Consider the following 22,280-nt stretch of genomic DNA (forward strand, 5'->3'; position numbering starts at 1 on the left):
AACAGACAATATCTGGCGTAAAGAGATATAATGCAGCGAGAGGATTGTATCGAAATCACATTAAAGATGCGCGACGATCGCTTCATGTTCACTGCGGTTGGACTCTGGAATTTCTACTTAATGGCAGGATAATTTAATGATTGAAAGCCAGAATTTTCCCATTTCACTTTAAGGTTTTATTTCGCGACAAGTCTAATATACCTATTTAGATTGTTTTTCCTTTTTTTCTGATTTGTTTATTACTTCTTCCTTCTTCCTTACTAATACTATAACTAAATATTATTAATAACAATGAAATCATCCATAGCAACAGAAACAGACCTTGTACTAATAGGGGGCGGTCATAGCCACGTGATCGCCATTAAAAATTTTGCCATGAACCCTATACCAGGAGTAAGATTAACCCTAATTACAGATGTATATCATACTCCCTATTCTGGGATGCTACCTGGATATGTGGCAGGTTTATATACCTTCGACCAATGTCATATTGACCTGCATCCCCTCGCTAAATTTGCCGGAGCTAGAATATTTGTAGACCGCGCCATTGGTATAGACCTGGAAAAAAATCAGGTAATTTGCGCTAACCGTCCACCCGTAACTTTTGATGTACTATCCATCGATATTGGCAGTACTCCCGCTAGCTTAACTGTACCGGGAGCAAGAGAATATAGTATTCCTGTCAAACCCATATCAAAATTTCTCACCTATTGGCATCAGATAACAGCAACAGTTGCTCAGTTACCAGAACAAAAAATCTGTATCGGAATAGTTGGAGGTGGTGTCGGGGGTGTGGAGTTAGCATTTGCTGTACAAAGTCATCTCCACAACATTTATCAGAATGCTAGACAACCGACTAATAACCTGGAGTTGCATCTGTTTCATCGAGGTACAAGACTATTACCCGGACGCCATCGTTGGGTGGGAAAGCAAGTTGAGAAAATTCTGAAAAGTCGCGGTGTGGTATTGCATTTAGAAGAAAATGTGACTGGGGTGAAGAGTAAGGATGGGCAAGACAGTGATTTTGCCACGGATGCACGGATGAGTGAGCGGAAAATTCTAGACTTTGCACCCAAAATTATTGAGTGTAATTCGGGATTACAAATAGAATGCGATATCCTATTTTGGGTAACTCAAGCATCTGCTGCACCTTGGTTACAAACAGCGGGGTTAGCAACAGACGCCAGTGGCTTTATTTTAGTCAATGACAAACTACAGTCAATTTCTCATCCGCAAGTGTTTGCTGCTGGAGATGTGGCAACAATGGTTAACCATTCACGGCCAAAAGCTGGAGTTTTTGCAGTACGACAAGGAAAACCCTTATTGGAAAATTTACAACGCGCTCTCCAGAGAAAACCTCTGAAGTCATTTATACCTCAGAAAAAATTCCTGATTTTAATTGGCACTGGAGACCAACGAGCGATCGCTTCTCGTGGCCAAATTGGATTTGGTCCTGAGTCTTTACTCTGGCGTTGGAAAGACCACATTGACCGCAAATTTATGGATAAGTTTACTAACCTGAAGATGGAAGGTAGAAGTTATCCCTCCTCTGGGAAAGGGAAGAGTAGAAAGAGGAAAGATTCCGAAATTATGCACTGTGCTGGTTGTGGAGCAAAAGTAGGTAGTAAGGTTTTGGAGAAAGTACTGCACCGTATTCAACAGCAAACACAAAGGGATGATATTTTAATTGGTATGAATACCCCTGATGATGCTGCAGTAGTTAGGGTGCCAGAAGATAAGGTGATGGTGCAGACTATTGATTATTTTCCAGCATTGGTGGATGACCCCTATTTATTGGGAAAAATTACAACTAATCATTGTTTGAGTGATTTATTTGCCATGGGAGCAACACCTCAAAGTGCTTTAGCGATCGCTACTATTCCTTATGCTTCATCCAGTCAACAAGAGAATGATTTATATCAATTGTTATTGGGAGCAACGGAAATTCTTAATCAAGCAGGTGCTGTTTTGATGGGAGGTCATACAATAGAAGGAGCAGAATTAGCTTTTGGTCTTACCTGCAATGGTTTAGCATTTTCGGAGAAACTATTGTACAACAGTGGGATGCAGTCGGGAGATGTGTTGATATTGACGAAAGCGTTGGGGACGGGAGTGTTATTTGCTGCCGATATGCGTCTGCGAGCAAAGGGACGTTGGATTGAAAGTGCGATTGAATCAATGTTGGTTTCAAATCAGAATGCTGCCAAATTGTTATTGGAATATGGTGCGACTGCTTGTACGGATGTGACGGGATTTGGATTAGTCGGACATTTGCTGGAAATGGTGAAAGCTTCTCAAGTTGCTGTGGAATTGGAAATGGAGGCGATTTCTGTGTTGCCAGGAGTGGCAGAAATTTTGCAGCAAGGTATTTTTAGTTCTCTGTATCCGGAAAATCTGCGGATGTCTGCATCAATTCAAAATTCGGAGCAGGTAAGTACCCATGTTCTTTATCCATTGTTGTTTGATCCACAGACTTCTGGGGGGTTGCTTGCTACCGTACCTGCTGAGTCAGCGAGTGCTTGTTTGCAAGCGCTGCAGCAGGAATATTCTGAAAGTAGAATTATTGGTAGAGTAATGAGGTTGGATACGGGGATGCTGCCAATTAAGATTTGTTAGTAGTGGCGTGACACGCCTAAAACCTACATTCCGCAGGTTTTTATGCTCAATTTGAATATTTTTTAAGTTAGATAGGGCAAGGATTTTAGAAATTGCTTCTATAGCATACACATTCAGGTATTTGACATAGAATTAAAATCAAGAGGGCGATCGCTAAATTAGAAAGGCGATACCACAGTGGTCAATGTCTTGTACAATTACAGAGGATGAGAAATCTGTTGATTCTGGTTGTGGTTCAGCTACTAAAATTTTCTTGAATCCTAATAAAACTAATGTTAATAGCATTTCCCCTTGATGTCCACCCAGATATAAACATCCGCGACGTTGACAACTATACTTGCGTAATAATCGGTCAAAAAGTAGAAAGTCATAGGAGATTTCTGCCTCAAAAAATTTCTTGATTTTTTGGTCTCCAAAATACCCTGACCATATCTTCTTTTTTAAGTCCAGTATTTTACTAATCAGTTCACTTTGGGATTTAATGTTTTGTAGCATTTTTATTTGTCTTTTTTATGTTTCTCAAACTTATGTAACCTTAACACTTGGTGTCGATTTGTCAAGATCGAAGCTATTCAGCGGTTGGTTTTCTAGAAACTAAGTAGGTCGGTGGGCGAAAATTATCGTTATGAAAAGGCAGGAGGCAAAAGAGAAGAGAGTTTTTGGCAAATTTACTTTTCGTTACTAACTTGCTGTTTTTTTGGACTGTTCTACTTAGACTGCTTTCGACCAACAATATTTTTCCCTCTTCCTTCTTTCTTCTTCCTTCACTAACCCTCCAAATACAAAAAATGTAATCTCCCAAAATAATCACCAGCAACAATAGTTCTCCCATCAGGTCCAACTGCGCAACGTTTGAATCCACTACTTCCGATAAAAGTAGCGATCGCCTTTTTAGTTGTTAAATCCCACAATTTCAAAGTATTATCTTCTGAAGCAGAGATAGCTCGACTATTTGCTAATCCTACAACATTTAATACAATTCTTTCATGACCTCTTAGCACACCAACTTTATCACCTGTTTCCAACTCCCAAACTCTCACATCATGATCATAAGAACCTGAAATCACATATTTATTATCGGGAGTCACTGCAACAGAATTAACGAAGTCATCATGCCCAGTCAAAACCAAAACTCTTTCTTCTGTTTCTAAATCCCAAACCATAACATTTGTATCGTGAGAACCTGAAATTACATACTTACCATCAGGACTTATTGCTATACAAGATACCTCCTCTTCATGGCCTCCTAAATAGCCAACTTCTTGCCTTAATTCTAAATCCCAAATCTTCATTCCACGGTGTTCCCAATATCCAGAAATAAGAGCTTCACCTTCTAGAGTTACTACCATAAAATTTCCTAAATGTAAAGGAGATAAAAAAGCATAAGTTTCTTGTTGAGTTCTGGGATTACGACATTTCATTTTTCTGATTTCAGTACTAGGTTCTGAACTGCTAAAACCAAGAAATATCTGTTTACTATCTGGAGTAATTGCAAAACAATGTACTACTCTAAAACCTTCTATTTCTATATTACAAACTTCAGAAAAATTTGTTAAATCCCAGACTTTTAATCTAAAGTCACAAGCAGCAGAAATTGCCCATTTACCATTAGGAGCAATAGCAACAGCATTAATCTCTTCTATATGACCAATAGGAGTATAATTTATTCGATTATTTTCCCAAACTTTTGTTAAATCCCAAACTTTTATACTGGGGTCAGAACCACAAGAAATTGCTAGTTTACCATCCCTTGTAATGACAATATCATTTACATAACGACTATGGTCTCTAAAAGTAGCAATTTCTTTTCCTGTTTCTAAATCCCAAACTTTAATTGTTGAATCACCGGATGCAGAAACTAAGTGTTTACCATCAGGAGTTACTGCTACAGATTCAACTACACTATCATGACCAGATAATCGAAATATTTCTTCTCCTGTTTTTATATCCCAAACATAAATCCAACCGAAAAAGAAATCCCATTCTCCATCAAGGTCGTACCCAATAATTCGTTTTCCATCTGGTGTAACTGCCGCTCCTTCAACTTCTGAAGTATGACCTTTAAGTGTCTTAATTAATTTCCTTGTTTTTCGACTCCAAACTTTGATAGTTTTGTCAAAGGAAGCTGAAATTATTTTTTTTCCATCCTGTGTAATTGTGACAGATTTTACTTCTGCTTTATGAGCTTTAATAGAGTGAATATTTGCCCCTGTTTCTAGATTCCAGATTTTAATACTACCATCATCAGAACTAGAAATTAATTCTTTTTCGTCTGGTGTAAGAACTACTGAAGTTACTGGTCCATAATGTAGATTTAGGGTCATTATTGGTTTTTTTTCGATTAAATCCCAAATCTTTATTGTTTCATCTGCTGAGGCTGAAATAAGTAGTTTTCCATCAGATGTTACTGCTAATGATGTGACTTCTTTTTTATGACCAGTGAAAGTAAATTGTTCTTTTCCTGTTTCCAGATTCCACACTTTAATTTGATTATCTCTAGCACCAGAAATTATTTGTTTATTATCCGCTGTCACTGCTACAGTATTGATAATTTCTGTATGACCTTTGATAGTACGAATTAATTCTGTATCGGGGGGTGCGAAAGTAGGAACTAAAGGACGCAACCAAGCAGTTCTTCTACTTTTTTTTGCCCGCTCTAATAAGTTTTTAATATCTGGATTTTCAATACCTACTAAACGACTCCAAAGTTGTTCTATTAGTTGTTTTTTATCTTGTTTTATAATATCTTCCGATAGACGAATTACTCCTTGAATTAATCTCAAAGTCTCTATTTGTTGAGCAGTTATATCTGAGGGTTTTGCCGGGTGTAATACTGAGTTATAATCCTCTATTAATACCTGGATATCATCGACAGCAACTTTAGTTTTAATAAAATCAAAATCTATTAAATATTGATATAACTTTTGGAAATCTCCAGCTTCTAATAACTCCTCAACTTTCATTTTAATAGCAGTTTTTTTATTTTGGGTAGGAATACTTTTCAACCAGTTACGGACTTCACTCATTCATTACACTCCTCTAGAAAAGTTATCAGTTATCAGTTATCAGTTATAGCGCTGTGCGCAGGCAACAGGCAACAGGCAACAGGCAACAGGCAACAGGGGGAATAAAAGGCTGATAATATAAGACTTTTAGCTATTGGACATCTCCTGTAATTTGTAAATATGCCAGCGCACATTGCTATATCAGTCAAAATTCAAAAATCAGGTGTTGGTAAATTTAGCTATGATTTCGTGCTTAGGAAATAGGGAATAGGTAGGGACGTTGCATGCAACGTCCCTACAGATTTTTTGAACAAATTTATTCCTCATCCCCTATTACACCCCCGGTTTCTATAAACCGAAAGCTGCACGGAGAAGTTAAAATCTCCTGCTAAACATTTACTTCTGACTCCTGACTCCTGACTCCTGACTCCTCTTTCCCATTTAACTTCAACATCTGTGCTGTCATTGCTAAACTCTCCTCATATAAAATATCTCTTCCCCAATGTTGTAACTGTTGTGCCATCAACGCTTCTGCCTTTTGATCCGTTAATGCTGTTACCTGCTCTGTCAGACAAGACTGCGCCTTACCGCCAGATTCTAAACGCATACAACCAGTAGTTTCAGAACACAAAATTGTGCAACAATTAATATCAGCACCAGGATTAGTCGAACCCAAACGCACACCAACTAAGTCTCCAGGAATTTCACCAAAGTCAGCAGTAGGAATAGCTGCTAATTCGGCAACAATTTCTTGATTATTTTGCCCATGAAATTTGATATGAGTAATATCATAGTCACCACCCACTTCTGCATAAGAAACTGGTTTCCAATCAAGACGACTAGCAAACCAACCTAAAAACATTAGTGCTTGGGCAGCATTTCCTTTTTCATAGTCAAGTGTAATAGTGTCAACTTCCCATAAAGCTGCTCTTCGTTGGGGAGGGTCAAAAGTAGCAGCAGTTAACTCTTGCCAAGCTGAAAGACGATGCCAGTTGAGATCGGTAATATAGGTTTCATTATCAATCAATTCCTGCATCTTTAAAAACTCTGATTCTGGATCGGAAAAGTAGCAGGAGTCCATAATTATGCAATTACTGGTCTCACACAAACTCCGAAATAGTTCCTGGTGTATGTTGGGAGTTGCTTTCCACCATACGAATTTGGGTAGATCGGGAATCATTAATGATGTTACTGTTTCACCCACCCTTTCCATTGCTGATTTTGTTCCTCGTAGGGTAACGTATTCACTGCAAACTAGATTTGAGGTGCTTTTCTTCTGAATTGGGCAATAAGCAGATACTTGAGCTGTTACCCCTGTATCTTCTTCCCCAATATTTGGGCACAGAGTAACTATACGACAAGGGTTTTGAGCTGCGATCGCGTCTGCTAGACTAAATCCTCTAACATTAATGTTTGCGATTTGTTGTCGGTCTTCTGGTTGTTTGGCAAATTCCTCGCGCAATTTAGCTAGGGTTTTGGGGTCTACTCTACCCGTGATTGGTAGTTGATATGTCTTTTGTGCATTTCTAATTCCATCCCTGGTTTTTGGCCCATGAATGCCATCAATGGGGCCTTCGTAGAATCCTAATCCCCCCAGTAATTGTTGGAATTCTTCTGGTTCGTAAATTACCATGCTAAAGGTAGCAGCTCTGGTAGCAATGGGTGCTGCTTTTCCTCCATTTTGACTAAGCCAAATTTTACTTAATTCTTCTTCTATTTCTCCTAGAGAAATATCTTTTGGTTGTTGTAAGGCAACGATTGGTGTAGTCATTTTTTTGTTTGTCCTTAAGTGTTAGTTTTCTTGATTTAATCGTTGATGCTAATTAGACTTGGTAATCTTGTCCTGATTTTGGCGCTTGTCCTTAAGTCTTCGAGACTGATTTGAGTATTTATGCCATACTTTCCTGGCTAACTATTACTAAGTAGATTGTTACCGAAAAATTGGGTTTAAAGCCCTTTTAGGGGGACTTTATGCTATAATTGAAAAAGCGCAAAGGTATTCAACCGCTCTAAAAACCTATAGCTACCTAACTTGTAGCGTTTGCACCTTGAAAATTAGAGTTATGGGGTTTTGTACACCGAATGCTTGTACATGGAAAAGCTCTAAGCAACAAGTATCAGAGAACCAAAAATTTTGAGGTTTGAACTGTACCGTAGGGCATACGGGAACAGGCTCTTGGAATAGAGCAAACGCTTGGGGAGAGAACCATCTCTGGGCTAGGTATCGCAAGGTAATTAGTTTAAGTGGACTCAGTGAGCCAAGAATCCTGGTTTCAGGAGAATCTCCGTGCCTTTAGGCCGGAGAGTATGTCAATAAGTAGACTTTTGATTATATAGGGTAGCGTAAATTGGCAAATTATACCTATTTTACTAATTACAAGTTATTTCCTATAGCCCTGTAATTTAAACTTTTTTTAATAAATTTTACCCCGAATTTTTTAATCGCTAATCATATTATGTTAATTTTCAATAGTGTTTAGATATCTCTCAATGTAGTTAATAATTATTGCTCTGATTTTGATTGGATTTGATTTAAGTTACTTCTCCTCAAACCTAATACCTTACTATGTATTGTCAACTGAGTCAATCCTCTCCTTGATAAAGAAGAGGTAATTATTAATTATTAATTGTTGAATCACCTACTACCTAAAACCTAACACCTAAAACCTTCTTCAAAGCATTTTGTTTTTTGTTTTACTAGAAATTAAAGCTACTAAATTATCAATATAAGGGCTAGCTTCCATTGGCATTACTTCCATGCCATGAAGTACTTTTTGATTCAGAATAAAGTATACTAAAGAACCAACAAAAACTATAGCAGTTGCTTCTGGATCGTCAAGGTTTAATTCTTGATGTTCTTGCAAATATTTTGTCAGAATTTCTACTGCTGGTTTTGCTATTTGAGTTAAAAATAATTTGGATAAATCTGGATATTTTCCTGACTCAGCAATAATTAATCTGACAAATTCTAAATATTCAGTATCGTTGATGTTTTCTGTGAGTAATCTATCTGCTAAGTTGCGCAATACTTGTTCCGGTTCTCCTTCAAGTGGTTGTGACCAGACAAAATTAAATTTTTTGGTAGCTATTCGCTTGACTAAAGCTTTGAATAATCCTTCTTTATCTGTAAAATGACTATATAGTGTCTGTTTCGATACTCCTGCTGCTTTGGCGACTTTGTCCATACTGGTACAAGCATAACCATTCTTGAGAAATTCTGGTATTGCTCCTCTTAATATTTGTTCTGCTTTGCCGACAGCTCCTTGGCCGTGTTTTTTCAGTCTCTTAATTTTGGTCATTAACTTTTTTCCTTGAGATTTTTTTTTCTTTCTGAGTTGACATTATTAAACTTGTAGTTATATATTATAAATATAATCAAACTATACGGTCTAGTATAAGTATAGAATTAGTAATATGAGTATAATTTGTATCTCCATATTGGCATTCACAATTGTCTTATCTGACACAATTATTAATGGTAAGCTACAAGTCTCAAGGCGTTTATTCAACTGGATAGAAAAAGTTAGCGATCGCTCTCAAAATCAAGGTGATATTTCCGAAATGTCAGAATAATGTTGTGATTAATATTAGACAGTAAATATTATTCACTGCTAATGGCTAATATTAGTAAAGCAAAATTAATTAGCCATTAGCATTTTTATATAGTTCAGGAATTACCCATAACCACCTAATATAGTAGGGGTTAACGGCCGTTCACCCCTACAAATGGTATATAATTTCTTATGAGCGTAAGTCCTGATAATTCAACTCTAAAGATTTCCTGCCTTTTGTGAAAAATACACCATCTAATAATTATTTTTACAACTCTATTCTGTACTTTTCTTGTTGTTTAAATTTTTAGTTATTTGCTCTAAAGGAGGCGTCATTTCAGTTATCAGTTATCAGTTATCAGTTATCAGTACCTCCGGCTTTAGTCGGAGGCTTGAAATATTGAACTGAAATTTTTTCATCCCCTTAAAAGGGGAGGCTTTGGACCTCATTTTTTGGTAAAAACTTCTACTTTATATTCATTAATAGTTTCAGTAAAAATAAGCTCTGAACATTGGGAACGTAAAGATTTCCATAACATTGTTTCTTCGTAATGTTCAAATTCTGGCGGAATATAATCTAAAAGAGTTTTAGAACAAACAACAATTAATCTTTCTTGAACTCTGGAAAAGGCTACATTTGAGCGATAGCGAAGTTTCCCATTTATTTTCTCTTCTTCGACCTTCCTCTTCCAAAACTGGGTCTAAAGAAATAGCAAAAATTAAGTTAGAAAAAGGAATATCTTTTTTAGGAAATTCATAATTGTTATATTTTAACTTAAATCGGCGATCGCATGATTGATAACGAATATATTCAGCAATATCGGCAGCTCGAACTGATAGTTTTTTTGTTGACATAATAATAATTTATTCGTTAATCAAGTATTTTGATTTTTAGCCTAATGCAATACGGCTATGATAGGAAATTATAACTCAATTTATACTAACTCGTTATCATAGTCATATAACTATCAACTTATATTTAATTTCCTACCTGATAAACCACAGACTTTTCACCATAATTTTTCACAAAACCACGACTCTTCATCACCTCTTCAAATAATTGCGTAGACAAACTATTTTCCACAGACCAAACACCTGGTTTATGCAATTTTCCAGACAATATTAATTCGGCAATACCACCAGCACCAATACCTGTAACAGTTGCAGTATCTTTATGTATAATTGACGAGCAAAAATCAGCTTTTTTTCCAGATTTTTTACCAATAACTTTCGCTTGTATTGCTACACCAGTACCACTATATTTATCTGTAAATTGAGTCATTTTATAACTAACTTGAGACAAAAATTCTATTACCCCCGAATTATTTAACCAACTAACAGGAAATAAATGAGCAGTCATCCAAGTCAGATGATTATAAAAATCTGGAAAAGAACCAAACTTTGTAGTTACAGTTTTCACCGGAAAAGAAGTCGGCAAAGTCAAACATTCTGGCATATCAAACCAGTAAACTCCAATTTTTCCATAGGGTTTGGGAAAATCAATAACTTGGCGATCGCTATAAGGTTTAACAAATTCCCACTTGTTATTTTTCCACACCTCAAAAGGATTTTGTAAGCCTAAAAAAGTAGTCCGCATTACTGTTACTCCCGCTCCACCGGAACCACCTACTACATAACTTAAATGAATCTCCTCTGCTTGATCAAATTGTTCTACTGATTGACGAGCTAAACTATTAGAAATTCCGGGGAAAATTCCTGTATTAATAATTGCAGTAACACCAGCTTGTTTGGCAGCTTCAGAATATTCTAAAGCTTTACGAGTAAATCCTCGATAGTCGCTAATATCTACATAATTAATACCTGCATCAATGCAATTTTTCAGAACATTAGTATCGCGATGATGAAACGGACCAGCACAGTGAATAACTAAATTTTCTGAGGATTTACTATAAGAATGAATAGTATTTCTTACTCTTTCTTTATTTGCTAAATCTAAAGTTAAATATTTAACTCCAGGAATAAGAATTTCTTTGATATTGGCTTCTTGTTTACGTCCGGTAATCGTAATTTCCGAGTTGGCATAAGTAGTTAAATCTCTGGCAACACTACTACCAATTCTGCCATATCCACCGATGATTAAAACTTGGTTGGTCATCTTTAGTTAATTGATGTTTAATTTCATCAAAAGTATCCAAATTTTTGAGCAATCTAATATGATTTCCGGAGTGGTCATATCTCAGCAATCAGCAGTCAGCAAGATTATTTTTTAACGTGCGATAATCAGATTCTTAAACAAGAATATCCTGAAAAAAGTGTGAGTTTTGTTTCCTTCCCTACTTTCTTTTTTTTTTGCCATTCTTAAAGGTAGCGGGAAAAAGAAGCACTAACAATAAATTTTGTTTTCTTTGCCCACTCTAGATTATTAAATACCTTTAACAGGGATTGATAATAGCTGTATAACACACCCTCAACAAATCCATTTTAATTATCAAAAACAAATGTTGTAAGATTTTGGTAATTTTGAATATAATCAAAATTGACTTAAATTTAATAAATCTAATTTTAACAGTTAATTATGTTTCGTTTATTTGGTACGGCAATTGGTATTTTTGTTGTTGGTATCTCCACCTATTGGGGAGCATTAGATTTTATGCGGTTAACTGACGCTAATCAACAACTTGCACAATCTGCTTTTGAATTGTCAGATAGAGAATTTCAGTATTTATTGAGTAGAGAAAAAACTCACCGGATTAATGTTGGTTTTGAAGGAACTTGGATATTGATGGGGATAGGAATTATTTTGCTGAGTAATCAAAATCCAAGATAACTAAGTTTAAAAGTAACAATTGTCCTTAATTAAGTCAATCTGAAAAAAAGCCAACTTGAGCGAAGCAAGTTTGCGTACTCCACCTAAGTATTATAGTAATCGAAGTAAAGGTTAGGATATTGCTAAATGTTGAGGCTCAGTCATATATTACTTTTGCCTTTTGACTGTCTTGAGTGTGTCTTATATTCTAAGGAAACCTCAGAATTACGCACTCGATGCATGACTTTTGACTTGCGCGTAGCGCTATACCATTCTATTAAACTTAATTTTCAATCAATATCAAAAGGTTTAATCTAAACTTTTGGTTTTCCCCCGTTATGATTGAAAAAGCAAAGATTTTGAAAGGGAATCATTGACCAATTTCCGATTTCTTCTGTCAATGGTTCAGATAAAATAATTACAGAACTAATATCTTCATTTCCATTACTAGAAGGTTCCATTTGATATCCTTCATAATTACCAAATTTTTTCCCTTTCAATGACCAAACTGGACCTTTTAACCGAGACAAAGAAAATTCTTTTGTTCCTCTAGGATATTCTTTTAAATCTTCCCAGTTTCCTTCCACATTTAGTTGTCGATTATAGCCAATTCTAACATTAGTTACAAGTACATCATTACTATCTGCTAAAAACAGTTTGAGAGTAATTAGTCCCGTACAATTATGTTGAGTTTGAACATCAAGAATAACTTTAATTGTTTTCTTAATAGCTTCAATCATCTCATCAACTTTTCAATCTTTAGTTGGTTCATCTAACTGAGACATTAGCAGTGCATAAACAACCTCATAATCTGTGCTACCTTCTACATATTTGACAATCTCTGGTTTACACCTATTTAATAAATCTAGACGAATTTCCTTGAATCCATTTACCCCAACATTATGAGCCATAGCTAACCGAAATCCTGGAAAAATAAAAGGATGGCAATTATTTTCATTAACAACAGCTTCATAATTAAGGCTATCATAGCCACTAGCACGAATATGACACAGAAGGACATTTGTTTCGTGACGCTCACATAGGGAGGCTAAATTGCGGTCATAAAATGGAGGTTTGATACCCTTATAAATAAAAGGATAATCTTCACTAAGAGTCCCTTTACTCCAGGTAGCTAAACTAAAGCCAGCTAATTGAATCATATCATGATATTCTGGATCGAAGCTTTGATTCACTATAGAATTATAAGGTCTCAGAAGCAATTGATAAATTTGTAGTGGTTCACCAATATATGCTAAAACTCTACACAGATTTTTTCCTGTGAATTATTAATTATTCGGTCAACTTTAAACATAATTATCAAATTATCATATAACTCACAGGTTAAACAGATTTTTAAGCAACTTTATTTTTTATTTTTTAACTTGAACTATCTGAAGACTACCACCAGCATATAAAAGGGGTTTAGGTGAGTCAGTATCAACTAAATAAAACCCTACTTCTTGTAATAATTCCAAGATATTTGTATTAATAAAATCCCAAGAAGTTTCAGTTTCAAATAACCATAAAAATATGGCAAACCCCGGCAAAAAAAGAATATTTACCGGACGATGAAAGTCAACAAAAGTAAAAATACCTCCTGGTTTAAGAATGCGGTAAACTTCTTGAATAATTTGCCGTAATTGTTCAGAATTCATTTCATGTAGAGCAGCGCTCGTATGTACTAAATCAAATTGATTATTTGAGAATGGCATATCCTCAGCAAATGCCTCTACATATTTAGCCGATGGTACATTTTTTTTCGCTCTATTAATTGATAGTGGTGAAGCATCTAATCCTGTAACATTTTGGGAGTATTTAACCAGAAAATTAGTTGCTTGACCACTACCACAACAAAGGTCAAGTATTTGAGTATTTTGCTCAATGGTTAAACCTTGTAAAGCTAGTTGACGAAAGTTACTTTCTCCGCCAACACTAAGAGCTGCTAAACGGGAAATACCGTCATATAACCATTGATATTTATAGCTCCAGTCTCTTAAAATTGTTGCCATGAGATTAATAAGTCAAAAGTCAAAAGTTAAAAGTCAAAAGTGTATAAATAAAATTTATAGTCGATCGCTCAATTGGAATAGATTTGGGGTAGTAGTTGACTCTTTATTCCTTGGAAAATATACTTAAGAAAATATTAATATGTTAAATTTAGTAACAAATATTAAAATTGGAGCCTGATTAATACTATGAGTCGTGTTGGAGTTTTATTACTTAATTTAGGCGGGCCAGAACAACTAGAAGATGTCCGTCCCTTTCTTTTTAATTTATTTTCTGACCCAGAAATTATTCGTCTCCCCTTTCCTTGGTTGCAAAAACCTTTGGCATGGTTTATTTCCACCATGCGTTTTCAAAAGTCTCAGGAAAATTATAAAGAAATTGGCGGTGGTTCTCCATTAAGATCGATTACCGAACAGCAAGGTTTGGCGATCGAAAAACAGTTAGAAGAAAAAGGACTAGCAGCTCAAACTTATATAGGAATGCGTTACTGGCATCCTTTTACAGAAGAAGCTCTCGCTAGAATTAAGCGTGACCAAATAGAAAAGTTAGTAATTCTGCCACTTTATCCTCAATATTCTATCAGCACTAGCGGTTCTAGCTTTAGATTACTCGATCAACTTTGGCAAAAAGACCCAGAATTACAGAACACTGAATATACTGTTATTCCCTCTTGGTATCAACGACCAGGATATATTCAGGCCATGGCAGAATTAATTGCTCAAGAATTAGATAACTGTCCCAACTCAGAGCAAGTACATATATTTTTCAGTGCTCATGGTGTACCAGTTAGCTACGTTGAAGAAGCAGGAGACCCTTATCAGGCAGAAATTGAAGACTGTGTCGATAAGATTATGAAGGCTTTGAATCGTTCTAACTCTCATACCTTAGCTTATCAGAGTCGGGTAGGTCCGGTGGAATGGTTAAAACCTTACACTGAAGAGGCTATTCAAGAATTGGCCAGTGATGGGGTTAAAGATTTATTAGTAGTTCCCATTAGCTTTGTTTCCGAACATATTGAAACTCTGCAAGAAATTGATATGGAATATCGTGAGGTGGCAGAAGAAGCTGGAATTAGTAATTTTTACCGAGTGCCTGCTCTCAATACCCATCCAGTATTTATCAATGATTTAGCAGATTTGGTTGTTGAAGCTCTCGATGCTCCAACTCGTCATTTTTCTGATGCCATCCAGATGAAAAAAATTATCAAAATGTATCCTCAAGAAAAATGGCAGTGGGGTTTGACTACTACAGCAGAAGTATGGAATGGACGGTTAGCAATGCTTGGGTTTATGGCTTTGTTGTTGGAATTAATTACTGGTTATGGCCCATTACACTTGGCTGGCTTACTTTAGAATAGGGACATTTGGCATCTAGCGATGCCCCTTCTAAAATTAATCTATATAGCTATCAGCTATCAGCTATCAGCTAGAGTCAAAACATTACAGTGAAGAGTTTTGAAGTTTCTTAGTTGTCCTAATCTTCATGGGTAGTGCTATATTCTTAAACCCACATTTTGTAACATGAAAATTAGTATAAAATCCTTAGCTTGTTTAAGTATTTATACTATATAAATTATCTTCATTTACCTCGATCAGGAGTCAAATTCTCAGTGAAATATTAAGCATAAATACTTACTTAATCGTTGATTTCTATTGACCACTATAATTTACTTCTAACTTCTAACTTTTGAATTTTGACTTTTGACTTTTGACTTCTTACTTTATCTACCTCGATCAGGAGTCAAATTCCCAGTGAAATATTAAGCATAAATACTTACTTAATTGTTGACTTGATCGCGGCAGCTATGATTTTCTTCTAAATTCTGTCTCCTGTCTCCTGTCTCCTGACTCCTTCTTCTATGCTACATTTTGTCGTGCGGAACGTAGGTTCTAAAGTCCTTTATAACACCGATACCAATCCTGATAGCTACGAATTGCTAGCCACAACAATAGTAAGGCAATTAATCCTCCTTGTTGTGGTGCGTCAAAGGCAAAAATTACCAGGCAAATACACAGAACATCTTGCACTAACAGCATCCAGAGAGGCAAACCACGCCATCGATAAAACCATCCTACCTGAACAAGTTGCAGCACTAAGGCAAGTAAACCACCAACTACTCCCATCACGATCGTTAACCAGTCTTCTAAATGAGTGGCCTTGGCGATCGCCATACTCATAATTGCTCCTACTATTGGACTGAATAAAAGTTGAATTAAATTTAGAATGCGTTGGCCTAACAGCCGTTTTGAGGCAAATATTTCAAATAAAGACCAACTAACTAAAACTCCCACTACTATTTGTGGGGAAATATTGGACAGCAGAGGTACTTTCGACCATAAATCATTTTGCCATAAACCGATTAACAGTAACGGTAAGGCTATTCTGATACCTGCTGCTGCTGATGCAGACAAAGCTGCTAGGACTTCTACCATAAACGACAACACAGAGTATTACTACTATTACTATCTATTTTAGTATTTAGTTGCTGATGTCCGGGAGGAATCCCTAGACTCAGGTATTTCACCCCTTTAAAGTAATATTTAAGGATAATTTTTCTGATATTTTTGACTGATAGATAATAGACATCTCCTCCGAAAGAGGGAGTAGGGAGTAGGGAGTAGGGAGAAAGAATCGATAGTTTCTGTGGGATAATTGATTTGATTTTTTATTCTTGGAGATGTCTAATATAGGGCTTGCTGATTAAATATCAAAGCATTGACTGATATTGGTTTTAGGCTTTTTATGTCTTGAAAAAGTATGAGCTTTTCAGTTGCTCAGGTTCATGCTTATGAGCATTTTCGGGAAGCAAAAGCCGAAAAATCACTCTTAATATTATTTTGGCCACTTACTCTGTAATTCCCATTTCTTCTACGTCCTAACTACTCCCTACTCCCTTTTTCCCCTCCTGGGAGGGGGAGGGGCGAGGGGTGGGTCTCTACTCCCTACCTCAGCAAAAAGACTTTACTCCGCAAACCCTAATTATAGATATCCGCGCAGGATTTTGGAAAAAAAACTGAAGTAACAGAAATTGATGAACTGATCGCTTATATCATGTCCGGATAAGAGCGTGATCAAAAAAACTTTCTCCTCTTTGATTCTTTCTTTTTCTTTCTTCCCTCCTGACTAGGTCCTCCCGACTCCTCAGTCGTTTATTTATAAGTATTCAACCGGACATGATGTTATCTGGGAAAAAAAATAAAAAGTGGCGATCAATAATGGTCAACCATTTTCAACCAGGAATTATCGGATGGGTTACGGCGAGACCGTTGAGGAAAAACTTTTAAGCAATTATGGTCTCGTATTCCAGGTGGGAAATGCTTTTTTTTTCTGTTATTGAATACTAGCAATTAGACTTATCCTATGAGCAATATGCAGCCAAAATTAATATAAATTTTGGTCTAAGAATGTCGAAAACTTAATAAAATTTAATTTAATTTGTATTCCTTAGTTTTGAGCTACCAAAAAGTAGGAGTTTTGAATGAACAGTACAACAATTTAAAATGAAAGTTTTATTAAAGTCAGAGGCAAAGGTTTCCACTATATCTGGTTGCGTGATAATTGCTTGAATCCTCAGTCTCGTAATCCAGATACTTTTCGGAGAATTTATGATTATACTGAGAATCCACAACCAAAGCCATTATATGTGGAATTAAATGAAGAAGAATTGATTATTGATTGGGACGAAAAGCCTTCTCATCGCAGTATATATCCTATTTCCTGGCTGATGAAATATGCTTACGACCCAGCTCCAAAGCAAATCTGCAACGAACCAAAACTTGTATTATGGGATCGATGTTGGTTCGATAAGTATCCTATAGAGCGGCACGACATTCATTCATGTCCACAATCACTGTGGATGGACGAACTTTGTGCCTTGGGATTTACGTTACTCAGTAATATGAGTATTGGGGAAATGGAATCTTTTCTCACAAAATCTATTGGACCAGTCAATGGTACATTTGAGATAGTGATATCATGTCCGTTTATATCGTTTGTGTAAACCCAAGGGTGAATATCTACAGGAAATGATGGTTTTTTCTTGCGAGGGTAGCCTTCTTCCCTCTTCCCTCTTTCTTCTTCCTTCTTCCTTCTTCCTTCTTCCTTACCTTTGCTATACAAGACCGATGCTACCGGACATGATATGAGTGATGTTAAACCTACTCCAGACGCTAAAGATTTGGGCGATTTAATGACAGGTCCAGAGGTATTGCCTCACAATGCTCATAACTATAAATTGAGCAAGTTCTTGATGCTGTTTTTCTATTGCGTTGAACATAATGCTAAAGGTGGCGAATCAATACTGGTTGATAGTTTTCGGGTTTGTGAAGATTTTCGTCAAAAATATCCTGAATACTTCAAAATTTTGAGCGAAACCCCGATTGTTTTTCATAAATTTGACCCCCAGAGTAATTATTACTTTTCTGATACTGCTCCGATTATTCAATTAGATACACAAGGTAATATATATCGCATCTGCTTTAACGAAAAAAACTGTGAACAAACTATCCCATTTGAGAAGATAGAAAGTTTTTACCAAGCTTACTCAATCTTCTATCACTATATGAAAAATCCAGCATATCAGTACCGCTTCCGTCTTAATGATGGGGACTGTTTGCTAATACATAATGTGAGGGTAATGCATGGACGGACAGCATTCGATCCTAGCTCGGGAATTAGGCATCTTAAAGCAGGATTTGTAGATTGGGACTACTTTATAGCGCGGCGTAACTTCTATCAAAGCAAGCATTTGTACTTACAGCAGTTTTCTAGTTGATGAGGTACAAAGTTTTATTGCTCTAGGGAACAGGGAATAGGAAATATAAGAATAGTCCTATAAGTAGGGCTTGCTGATTAATTCTAAAAGTATTGACAGATAAAGGTTTTAGCGTTTTAGAGTTGAAAAAAGTACCAGCTTTTCGGCAGAAAAAGCTCAAAAAGCTAGTATCTTAGGATGATTATGGCAGGCAGAAAAATTGAGAGACAATTCTTACTCCTACCTCTTCTAAATTCCCATTTCTCCTGTCTCCTGTCTCCTGTCTCCTGTCTCCTACCCCAGCAAAAAGACTTTCCATACGCAAACCCTAAGTATACCTCACTATCCTCAAAAGTGCTGTAAGTTAATAGAAATCTTCAGAAAAGTAGGGAGTAGGGAGTAGGGGGAAATAATTGATAATTGCTGTGCCATAATTGATATTAAATCCGGTAGCATCAGTGTTATTCAGTATTTAAAGATAAGAGTCCATATTGTAGGGGCAAATGACATTCGCCCTTAACCACTATATGACGACAATAGAACTATATTACTCCGAAGCCAACGGATTTGATATGATTTTATTTTTTGGCGTTGGTGAAAAGAGGTATGATATCTGTCCGGATAAGAGCGCGATAGAACGACCTTCCGCTTACCTGACCAAAAAACTTTCTCCTTATACTCGGGATTTCTTCTTCTTTCTTCCCTCCTGACTCAGTCCGACTGAATTCCCCTCCTGGGAGGGGCAGGGGTGGGTTGACTCCTAAGTAATTAAGATTAATATCATACACGCGCTTCAGCAACGCCGTTATTCTTTATTTTTCTTAATCATTACAGTGAATCAAGAGATTTATGATCTAAATACCAACATAATTTTATTCATCAAAATAGGTATTTATGTCAGATTCTTTATTTGCTGATGCTAGTCTCAGGTTAGAAAAAGCATTACAATATGTCTCTCTTTCTGAAGATACAAAAGAGCGTCTCAAACATCCAAAAGCTAGCTTAATAGTATCAATTCCTGTCCGGATGGATGATGGTTCATTACGAGTTTTTCAAGGTTATCGAGTTCGTTATGATGATACTAGAGGACCGACAAAAGGTGGTATTCGTTATCATCCAAATGTTTCTATTGATGAGGTAAAATCTTTAGCTTTTTGGATGACTTTTAAATGTGCAGTTGTGAATTTACCTTTTGGTGGGGCGAAGGGTGGAATTACTGTTAATCCTAAAGAGTTATCTCGGATGGAATTGGAACGTTTGAGTCGGGGATATATTGATGCGATCGCTGATTTTATCGGTCCAGATGTGGATATTCCGGCACCTGATATGTACACTAACCCAATGATTATGGGTTGGATGATGGATGAGTATAGTATTATTCGCAGACAATTAATTCCGGCAGTTATTACAGGTAAACCTGTTACTATCGGTGGTAGTTTGGGCAGAAATACGGCAACATCAATGGGTGCTTTTTTTACTATTGAAACTATCATGTCCAAGTTTGGATATATTCCGGAAAAAACTACAGTTGCAGTACAAGGTTTTGGTAATGTAGGAGCATTTTTGGCAGAGTTACTTTGTCAAGCTGGTTATAAGGTAGTTGCTGTTAGTGATTCTCAGGGTGGTATTTATTATTCAAAGGGTTTAGATATTCCTAGTATTCGACAATATAAGGAGTCTAATAAAGGTATTCAAGCTGTTTACTGTCAAGGCAGTGTTTGTAATATTGTTGAGCATCAAGTTTTGACTAATAAAGAACTTTTAGCTTTAGATGTTGATATATTAATTCCTGCTGCTTTGGAGAATCAAATTACTGAGGAAAGTGTCAAAGATATTAAAGCAAAATTTATCTTTGAAGCTGCAAATGGTCCGACTACTTCTGCTGCAGATATAATTTTAGAAGACCGTGGAATTTATGTATTTCCTGATATTTTAGTTAATGCTGGTGGTGTGACTGTAAGTTATTTTGAGTGGGTACAAAATCGGAGTGGTTTGTATTGGACTTTGGATGAGATTAATCAACGCTTGAAAGAAAAAATGTTAGCAGAAACAGAGCAAATTTGGCAAATATCTCAAGAGTTGTCTGTTTCGATGCGAACTGCTGCTTATGTACATGGGTTAAATAGATTAGGAGAAGCAATTAATGCTAAAGGAACAAGGTCGTATTATATGAAGGATTAATGTATACCGAGAGTTTTAGACCATTCTTTGAAAATCATCATTATTAAAGAATTAAGAGTGGGAACTTTACAATCTATTATTCGTAATTCAGGTTTACCTCATTCCTTGTTTGAGGTTGATGAATGAAGAAGCGATCGCCCCTGGCAGCTATAAAGTTACCCACTTATCAACAGATATCACGAAGATGTTTGGCAAATTGTCTGAGAATACTTACTGCTAAAAATTCTGGAGATTCTAGCTTTTCATTTATGCGGTTGTCATCTTTATCAGTCTTTTTCCCCGTAATTATTTCGCCTTCCCCTTCTTTAAAGTCTAAAAACTTAAAAGGTTTTCCTCTTTGCGATCTTCTCCACCGCAACAATTCTTCAGTAATATAAGGACTTTTTATTCTTTCAGGAATGGCAAGATGATATGTAATGCCAGTTTAATAAATGTTTGCTACGAAAGTTAGGCTATTTCTTAGGAGTCAACCCACCCCTCGCCCCTCCCCCTCCTAGGAGGGTGACTCAGTCGGACCTAATCATATCAAATCCGGTAGCATCGGTGTAATTAGATAGTTAATCTAGGAGGACCGAGTCAACCCACCCCTAACCCCTCCCAGGAGGGGAAGAACCGAGTCAGGAGGGAAGAGAATGCCCGAAACATTTGCTCTTGGATGAAGATGAAAATTTTTTTTATACCGAACCCGAGCGGATTTGATATCACACGGGAATTGCTTCAATACCAGTTTTAACGGTCGTAAATTCTCTTTTTCTCTTGGTGCGCTATCAGATGCGACTAGTGTCGTCGAGGGGTCGCACCGCTCTCTTGGTCGATGGTCAACCAGCGAGGTTCCCTCGCCATCCCACCCTAGGGGAAGTTCCGAAGATCGACCGCTTTGTCAAAGTTACATTTCCTGCAAAATCTTTTGATCGCACTTATTATTCAAACACATTATTTTTTCACGCTTGGTATAATTAAAGGCGATTTTTTTTCTTTATATTTGAGTTCAAATACTATATTTCCTTGAGTATTTCTAGTTCGTAGTTATCGAAATTTACCTCTTTTTTCCCAAGCTTTTCTCAGCCCATCTGGGGATAATATTCATCAGGATTGAATATCTGTTATAGTTATGGAATTTCTCAGATATATATTTTGGCAATAAATTTTGAGCAAGAAGAAAGAATTAGGATACAATGACTGGAGTTTTCTAAAAAGAACTTATTTAGATAACTTAGATTGCCTACTATAAAAAATTGAAAATTTTAAATTAAATGACTTTTATAGAATTATTTATTCTGGCTGTTTCTGGATTATTTGCTGGTGTATTGGCTGGATTTTTAGGTATTGGTGGTGGTACTATTCTCGTACCTTTATTAGTGACATTAGGATATGAACCTATACAAGCAACTGCTTGTATA

At 36.4% G+C, this 22,280-nt stretch carries 19 protein-coding genes; 8 read left to right on the plus strand and 11 right to left on the minus strand.

What is annotated here, in order from left to right:
- The first annotated feature begins 291 nt into the window (after nt 1-291).
- Nucleotides 292-2,616 carry a selenide, water dikinase SelD gene (gene selD, locus F6K27_RS25510; protein WP_287279233.1) on the plus strand — a complete coding sequence of 775 codons (2,325 nt, stop codon included), beginning with the start codon at nt 292-294 and terminating at the stop codon, nt 2,614-2,616.
- A gap of 153 nt (nt 2,617-2,769) precedes the next feature.
- Here selD and F6K27_RS25515 read toward each other — a convergent pair whose 3' ends face one another.
- The 4 genes from F6K27_RS25515 to F6K27_RS25530 form a co-directional block, all read right to left on the minus strand.
- Complete coding sequence (locus F6K27_RS25515; RefSeq protein ID WP_287279234.1) at nt 2,770-3,111, minus strand: hypothetical protein; 342 nt, start codon at nt 3,109-3,111, stop codon at nt 2,770-2,772.
- A 272-nt stretch (nt 3,112-3,383) separates the two neighbouring features.
- Nucleotides 3,384-5,642 carry a WD40 repeat domain-containing protein gene (locus tag F6K27_RS25520; protein WP_287279235.1) on the minus strand — a complete coding sequence of 753 codons (2,259 nt, stop codon included), beginning with the start codon at nt 5,640-5,642 and terminating at the stop codon, nt 3,384-3,386.
- A 367-nt stretch (nt 5,643-6,009) separates the two neighbouring features.
- On the minus strand, nt 6,010-7,392 hold the full coding sequence (gene opcA / locus F6K27_RS25525; protein ID WP_287279236.1) for a glucose-6-phosphate dehydrogenase assembly protein OpcA: 1,383 nt from the start codon (nt 7,390-7,392) through the stop codon (nt 6,010-6,012).
- A gap of 901 nt (nt 7,393-8,293) precedes the next feature.
- Nucleotides 8,294-8,920, minus strand: a complete 627-nt coding sequence (locus F6K27_RS25530) for a TetR/AcrR family transcriptional regulator (protein WP_287279237.1) — start codon at nt 8,918-8,920, stop codon at nt 8,294-8,296.
- 115 nt (nt 8,921-9,035) lie between these two features.
- Between F6K27_RS25530 and F6K27_RS25535 the strand changes: the two genes are divergently transcribed.
- Nucleotides 9,036-9,194 carry a hypothetical protein gene (locus tag F6K27_RS25535; RefSeq protein ID WP_287279238.1) on the plus strand — a complete coding sequence of 53 codons (159 nt, stop codon included), beginning with the start codon at nt 9,036-9,038 and terminating at the stop codon, nt 9,192-9,194.
- A 566-nt stretch (nt 9,195-9,760) separates the two neighbouring features.
- Here the strand turns inward: F6K27_RS25535 and F6K27_RS25540 are convergent.
- Both F6K27_RS25540 and F6K27_RS25545 read right to left on the minus strand, forming a co-directional pair.
- Complete coding sequence (locus F6K27_RS25540; RefSeq protein ID WP_287279239.1) at nt 9,761-10,027, minus strand: hypothetical protein; 267 nt, start codon at nt 10,025-10,027, stop codon at nt 9,761-9,763.
- Between the two features lie 124 nt (nt 10,028-10,151).
- Nucleotides 10,152-11,288 carry a saccharopine dehydrogenase family protein gene (locus F6K27_RS25545; protein WP_287279240.1) on the minus strand — a complete coding sequence of 379 codons (1,137 nt, stop codon included), beginning with the start codon at nt 11,286-11,288 and terminating at the stop codon, nt 10,152-10,154.
- A gap of 420 nt (nt 11,289-11,708) precedes the next feature.
- Here F6K27_RS25545 and F6K27_RS25550 point away from each other — a divergent pair, with 420 nt between their 5' ends.
- Nucleotides 11,709-11,960, plus strand: coding sequence for a hypothetical protein (locus tag F6K27_RS25550; RefSeq protein WP_287241186.1), 252 nt, complete (start codon nt 11,709-11,711; stop codon nt 11,958-11,960).
- Nucleotides 11,961-12,253: 293 nt separating this feature from the next.
- Here the strand turns inward: F6K27_RS25550 and F6K27_RS25555 are convergent, their stop codons facing one another.
- From F6K27_RS25555 to F6K27_RS25565, 3 genes are all read right to left on the minus strand, one after another.
- A complete protein-coding gene (locus F6K27_RS25555) occupies nt 12,254-12,679 on the minus strand; it encodes a hypothetical protein (RefSeq protein WP_287279241.1) in 426 nt (141 codons plus the stop codon).
- A gap of 12 nt (nt 12,680-12,691) precedes the next feature.
- Complete coding sequence (locus F6K27_RS25560; protein WP_287279242.1) at nt 12,692-13,159, minus strand: hypothetical protein; 468 nt, start codon at nt 13,157-13,159, stop codon at nt 12,692-12,694.
- Between the two features lie 150 nt (nt 13,160-13,309).
- Nucleotides 13,310-13,948, minus strand: coding sequence for a class I SAM-dependent methyltransferase (locus F6K27_RS25565; RefSeq protein ID WP_287279243.1), 639 nt, complete (start codon nt 13,946-13,948; stop codon nt 13,310-13,312).
- Nucleotides 13,949-14,134: 186 nt separating this feature from the next.
- On the opposite strand from F6K27_RS25565, the gene hemH reads away from it, so the two are divergent.
- On the plus strand, nt 14,135-15,298 hold the full coding sequence (gene hemH / locus F6K27_RS25570) for a ferrochelatase (protein ID WP_287279244.1): 1,164 nt from the start codon (nt 14,135-14,137) through the stop codon (nt 15,296-15,298).
- Nucleotides 15,299-15,835: 537 nt separating this feature from the next.
- Here hemH and F6K27_RS25575 read toward each other — a convergent pair.
- Nucleotides 15,836-16,378 (minus strand): DUF4126 domain-containing protein, encoded by a 543-nt coding sequence (locus tag F6K27_RS25575; RefSeq protein ID WP_124144130.1) that lies wholly within the window; start codon nt 16,376-16,378, stop codon nt 15,836-15,838.
- 1,130 nt (nt 16,379-17,508) lie between these two features.
- Between F6K27_RS25575 and F6K27_RS25580 the strand changes: the two genes are divergently transcribed.
- The 3 genes from F6K27_RS25580 (at nt 17,509) to F6K27_RS25590 (ending at nt 20,880) form a co-directional block, all read left to right on the plus strand.
- Nucleotides 17,509-17,946 (plus strand): hypothetical protein, encoded by a 438-nt coding sequence (locus F6K27_RS25580; RefSeq protein WP_287279245.1) that lies wholly within the window; start codon nt 17,509-17,511, stop codon nt 17,944-17,946.
- A gap of 108 nt (nt 17,947-18,054) precedes the next feature.
- A complete protein-coding gene (locus tag F6K27_RS25585; RefSeq protein WP_287278025.1) occupies nt 18,055-18,720 on the plus strand; it encodes a TauD/TfdA family dioxygenase in 666 nt (221 codons plus the stop codon).
- Between the two features lie 873 nt (nt 18,721-19,593).
- On the plus strand, nt 19,594-20,880 hold the full coding sequence (locus F6K27_RS25590) for a Glu/Leu/Phe/Val dehydrogenase (protein WP_287278023.1): 1,287 nt from the start codon (nt 19,594-19,596) through the stop codon (nt 20,878-20,880).
- Between the two features lie 166 nt (nt 20,881-21,046).
- Here F6K27_RS25590 and F6K27_RS25595 read toward each other — a convergent pair whose 3' ends face one another.
- Complete coding sequence (locus tag F6K27_RS25595; RefSeq protein WP_153183458.1) at nt 21,047-21,241, minus strand: hypothetical protein; 195 nt, start codon at nt 21,239-21,241, stop codon at nt 21,047-21,049.
- A gap of 419 nt (nt 21,242-21,660) precedes the next feature.
- Between F6K27_RS25595 and F6K27_RS25600 the strand changes: the two genes are divergently transcribed.
- Nucleotides 21,661-21,840: a hypothetical protein gene (locus F6K27_RS25600; protein WP_287278021.1), complete on the plus strand. Its 180-nt coding sequence runs from the start codon at nt 21,661-21,663 to the stop codon at nt 21,838-21,840.
- Nucleotides 21,841-22,280: the final 440 nt, after the last annotated feature.

This window comes from Okeania sp. SIO2F5 (assembly GCF_010692685.1).
Classification (GTDB): Bacteria; Cyanobacteriota; Cyanobacteriia; order Cyanobacteriales; family Microcoleaceae; genus Okeania; species Okeania hirsuta.

Excerpts from the sequence above, each read along its gene's own strand:
- F6K27_RS25565 (WP_287279243.1), bottom strand. The coding sequence starts at position 13,948 with ATGGCAACAATTTTAAGAGACTGGAGCTATAAATATCAATGGTTATAT.
- F6K27_RS25545 (WP_287279240.1), bottom strand. The coding sequence starts at position 11,288 with ATGACCAACCAAGTTTTAATCATCGGTGGATATGGCAGAATTGGTAGT.
- F6K27_RS25540 (WP_287279239.1), bottom strand. The coding sequence starts at position 10,027 with ATGTCAACAAAAAAACTATCAGTTCGAGCTGCCGATATTGCTGAATAT.
- F6K27_RS25555 (WP_287279241.1), bottom strand. The coding sequence starts at position 12,679 with ATGATTGAAGCTATTAAGAAAACAATTAAAGTTATTCTTGATGTTCAA.
- F6K27_RS25550 (WP_287241186.1), top strand. The coding sequence starts at position 11,709 with ATGTTTCGTTTATTTGGTACGGCAATTGGTATTTTTGTTGTTGGTATC.
- F6K27_RS25590 (WP_287278023.1), top strand. The coding sequence starts at position 19,594 with ATGTCAGATTCTTTATTTGCTGATGCTAGTCTCAGGTTAGAAAAAGCA.
- F6K27_RS25515 (WP_287279234.1), bottom strand. The coding sequence starts at position 3,111 with ATGCTACAAAACATTAAATCCCAAAGTGAACTGATTAGTAAAATACTG.
- F6K27_RS25530 (WP_287279237.1), bottom strand. The coding sequence starts at position 8,920 with ATGACCAAAATTAAGAGACTGAAAAAACACGGCCAAGGAGCTGTCGGC.
- F6K27_RS25535 (WP_287279238.1), top strand. The coding sequence starts at position 9,036 with ATGAGTATAATTTGTATCTCCATATTGGCATTCACAATTGTCTTATCT.
- hemH (WP_287279244.1), top strand. The coding sequence starts at position 14,135 with ATGAGTCGTGTTGGAGTTTTATTACTTAATTTAGGCGGGCCAGAACAA.
- F6K27_RS25575 (WP_124144130.1), bottom strand. The coding sequence starts at position 16,378 with ATGGTAGAAGTCCTAGCAGCTTTGTCTGCATCAGCAGCAGCAGGTATC.
- F6K27_RS25520 (WP_287279235.1), bottom strand. The coding sequence starts at position 5,642 with ATGAGTGAAGTCCGTAACTGGTTGAAAAGTATTCCTACCCAAAATAAA.
- opcA (WP_287279236.1), bottom strand. The coding sequence starts at position 7,392 with ATGACTACACCAATCGTTGCCTTACAACAACCAAAAGATATTTCTCTA.
- selD (WP_287279233.1), top strand. The coding sequence starts at position 292 with ATGAAATCATCCATAGCAACAGAAACAGACCTTGTACTAATAGGGGGC.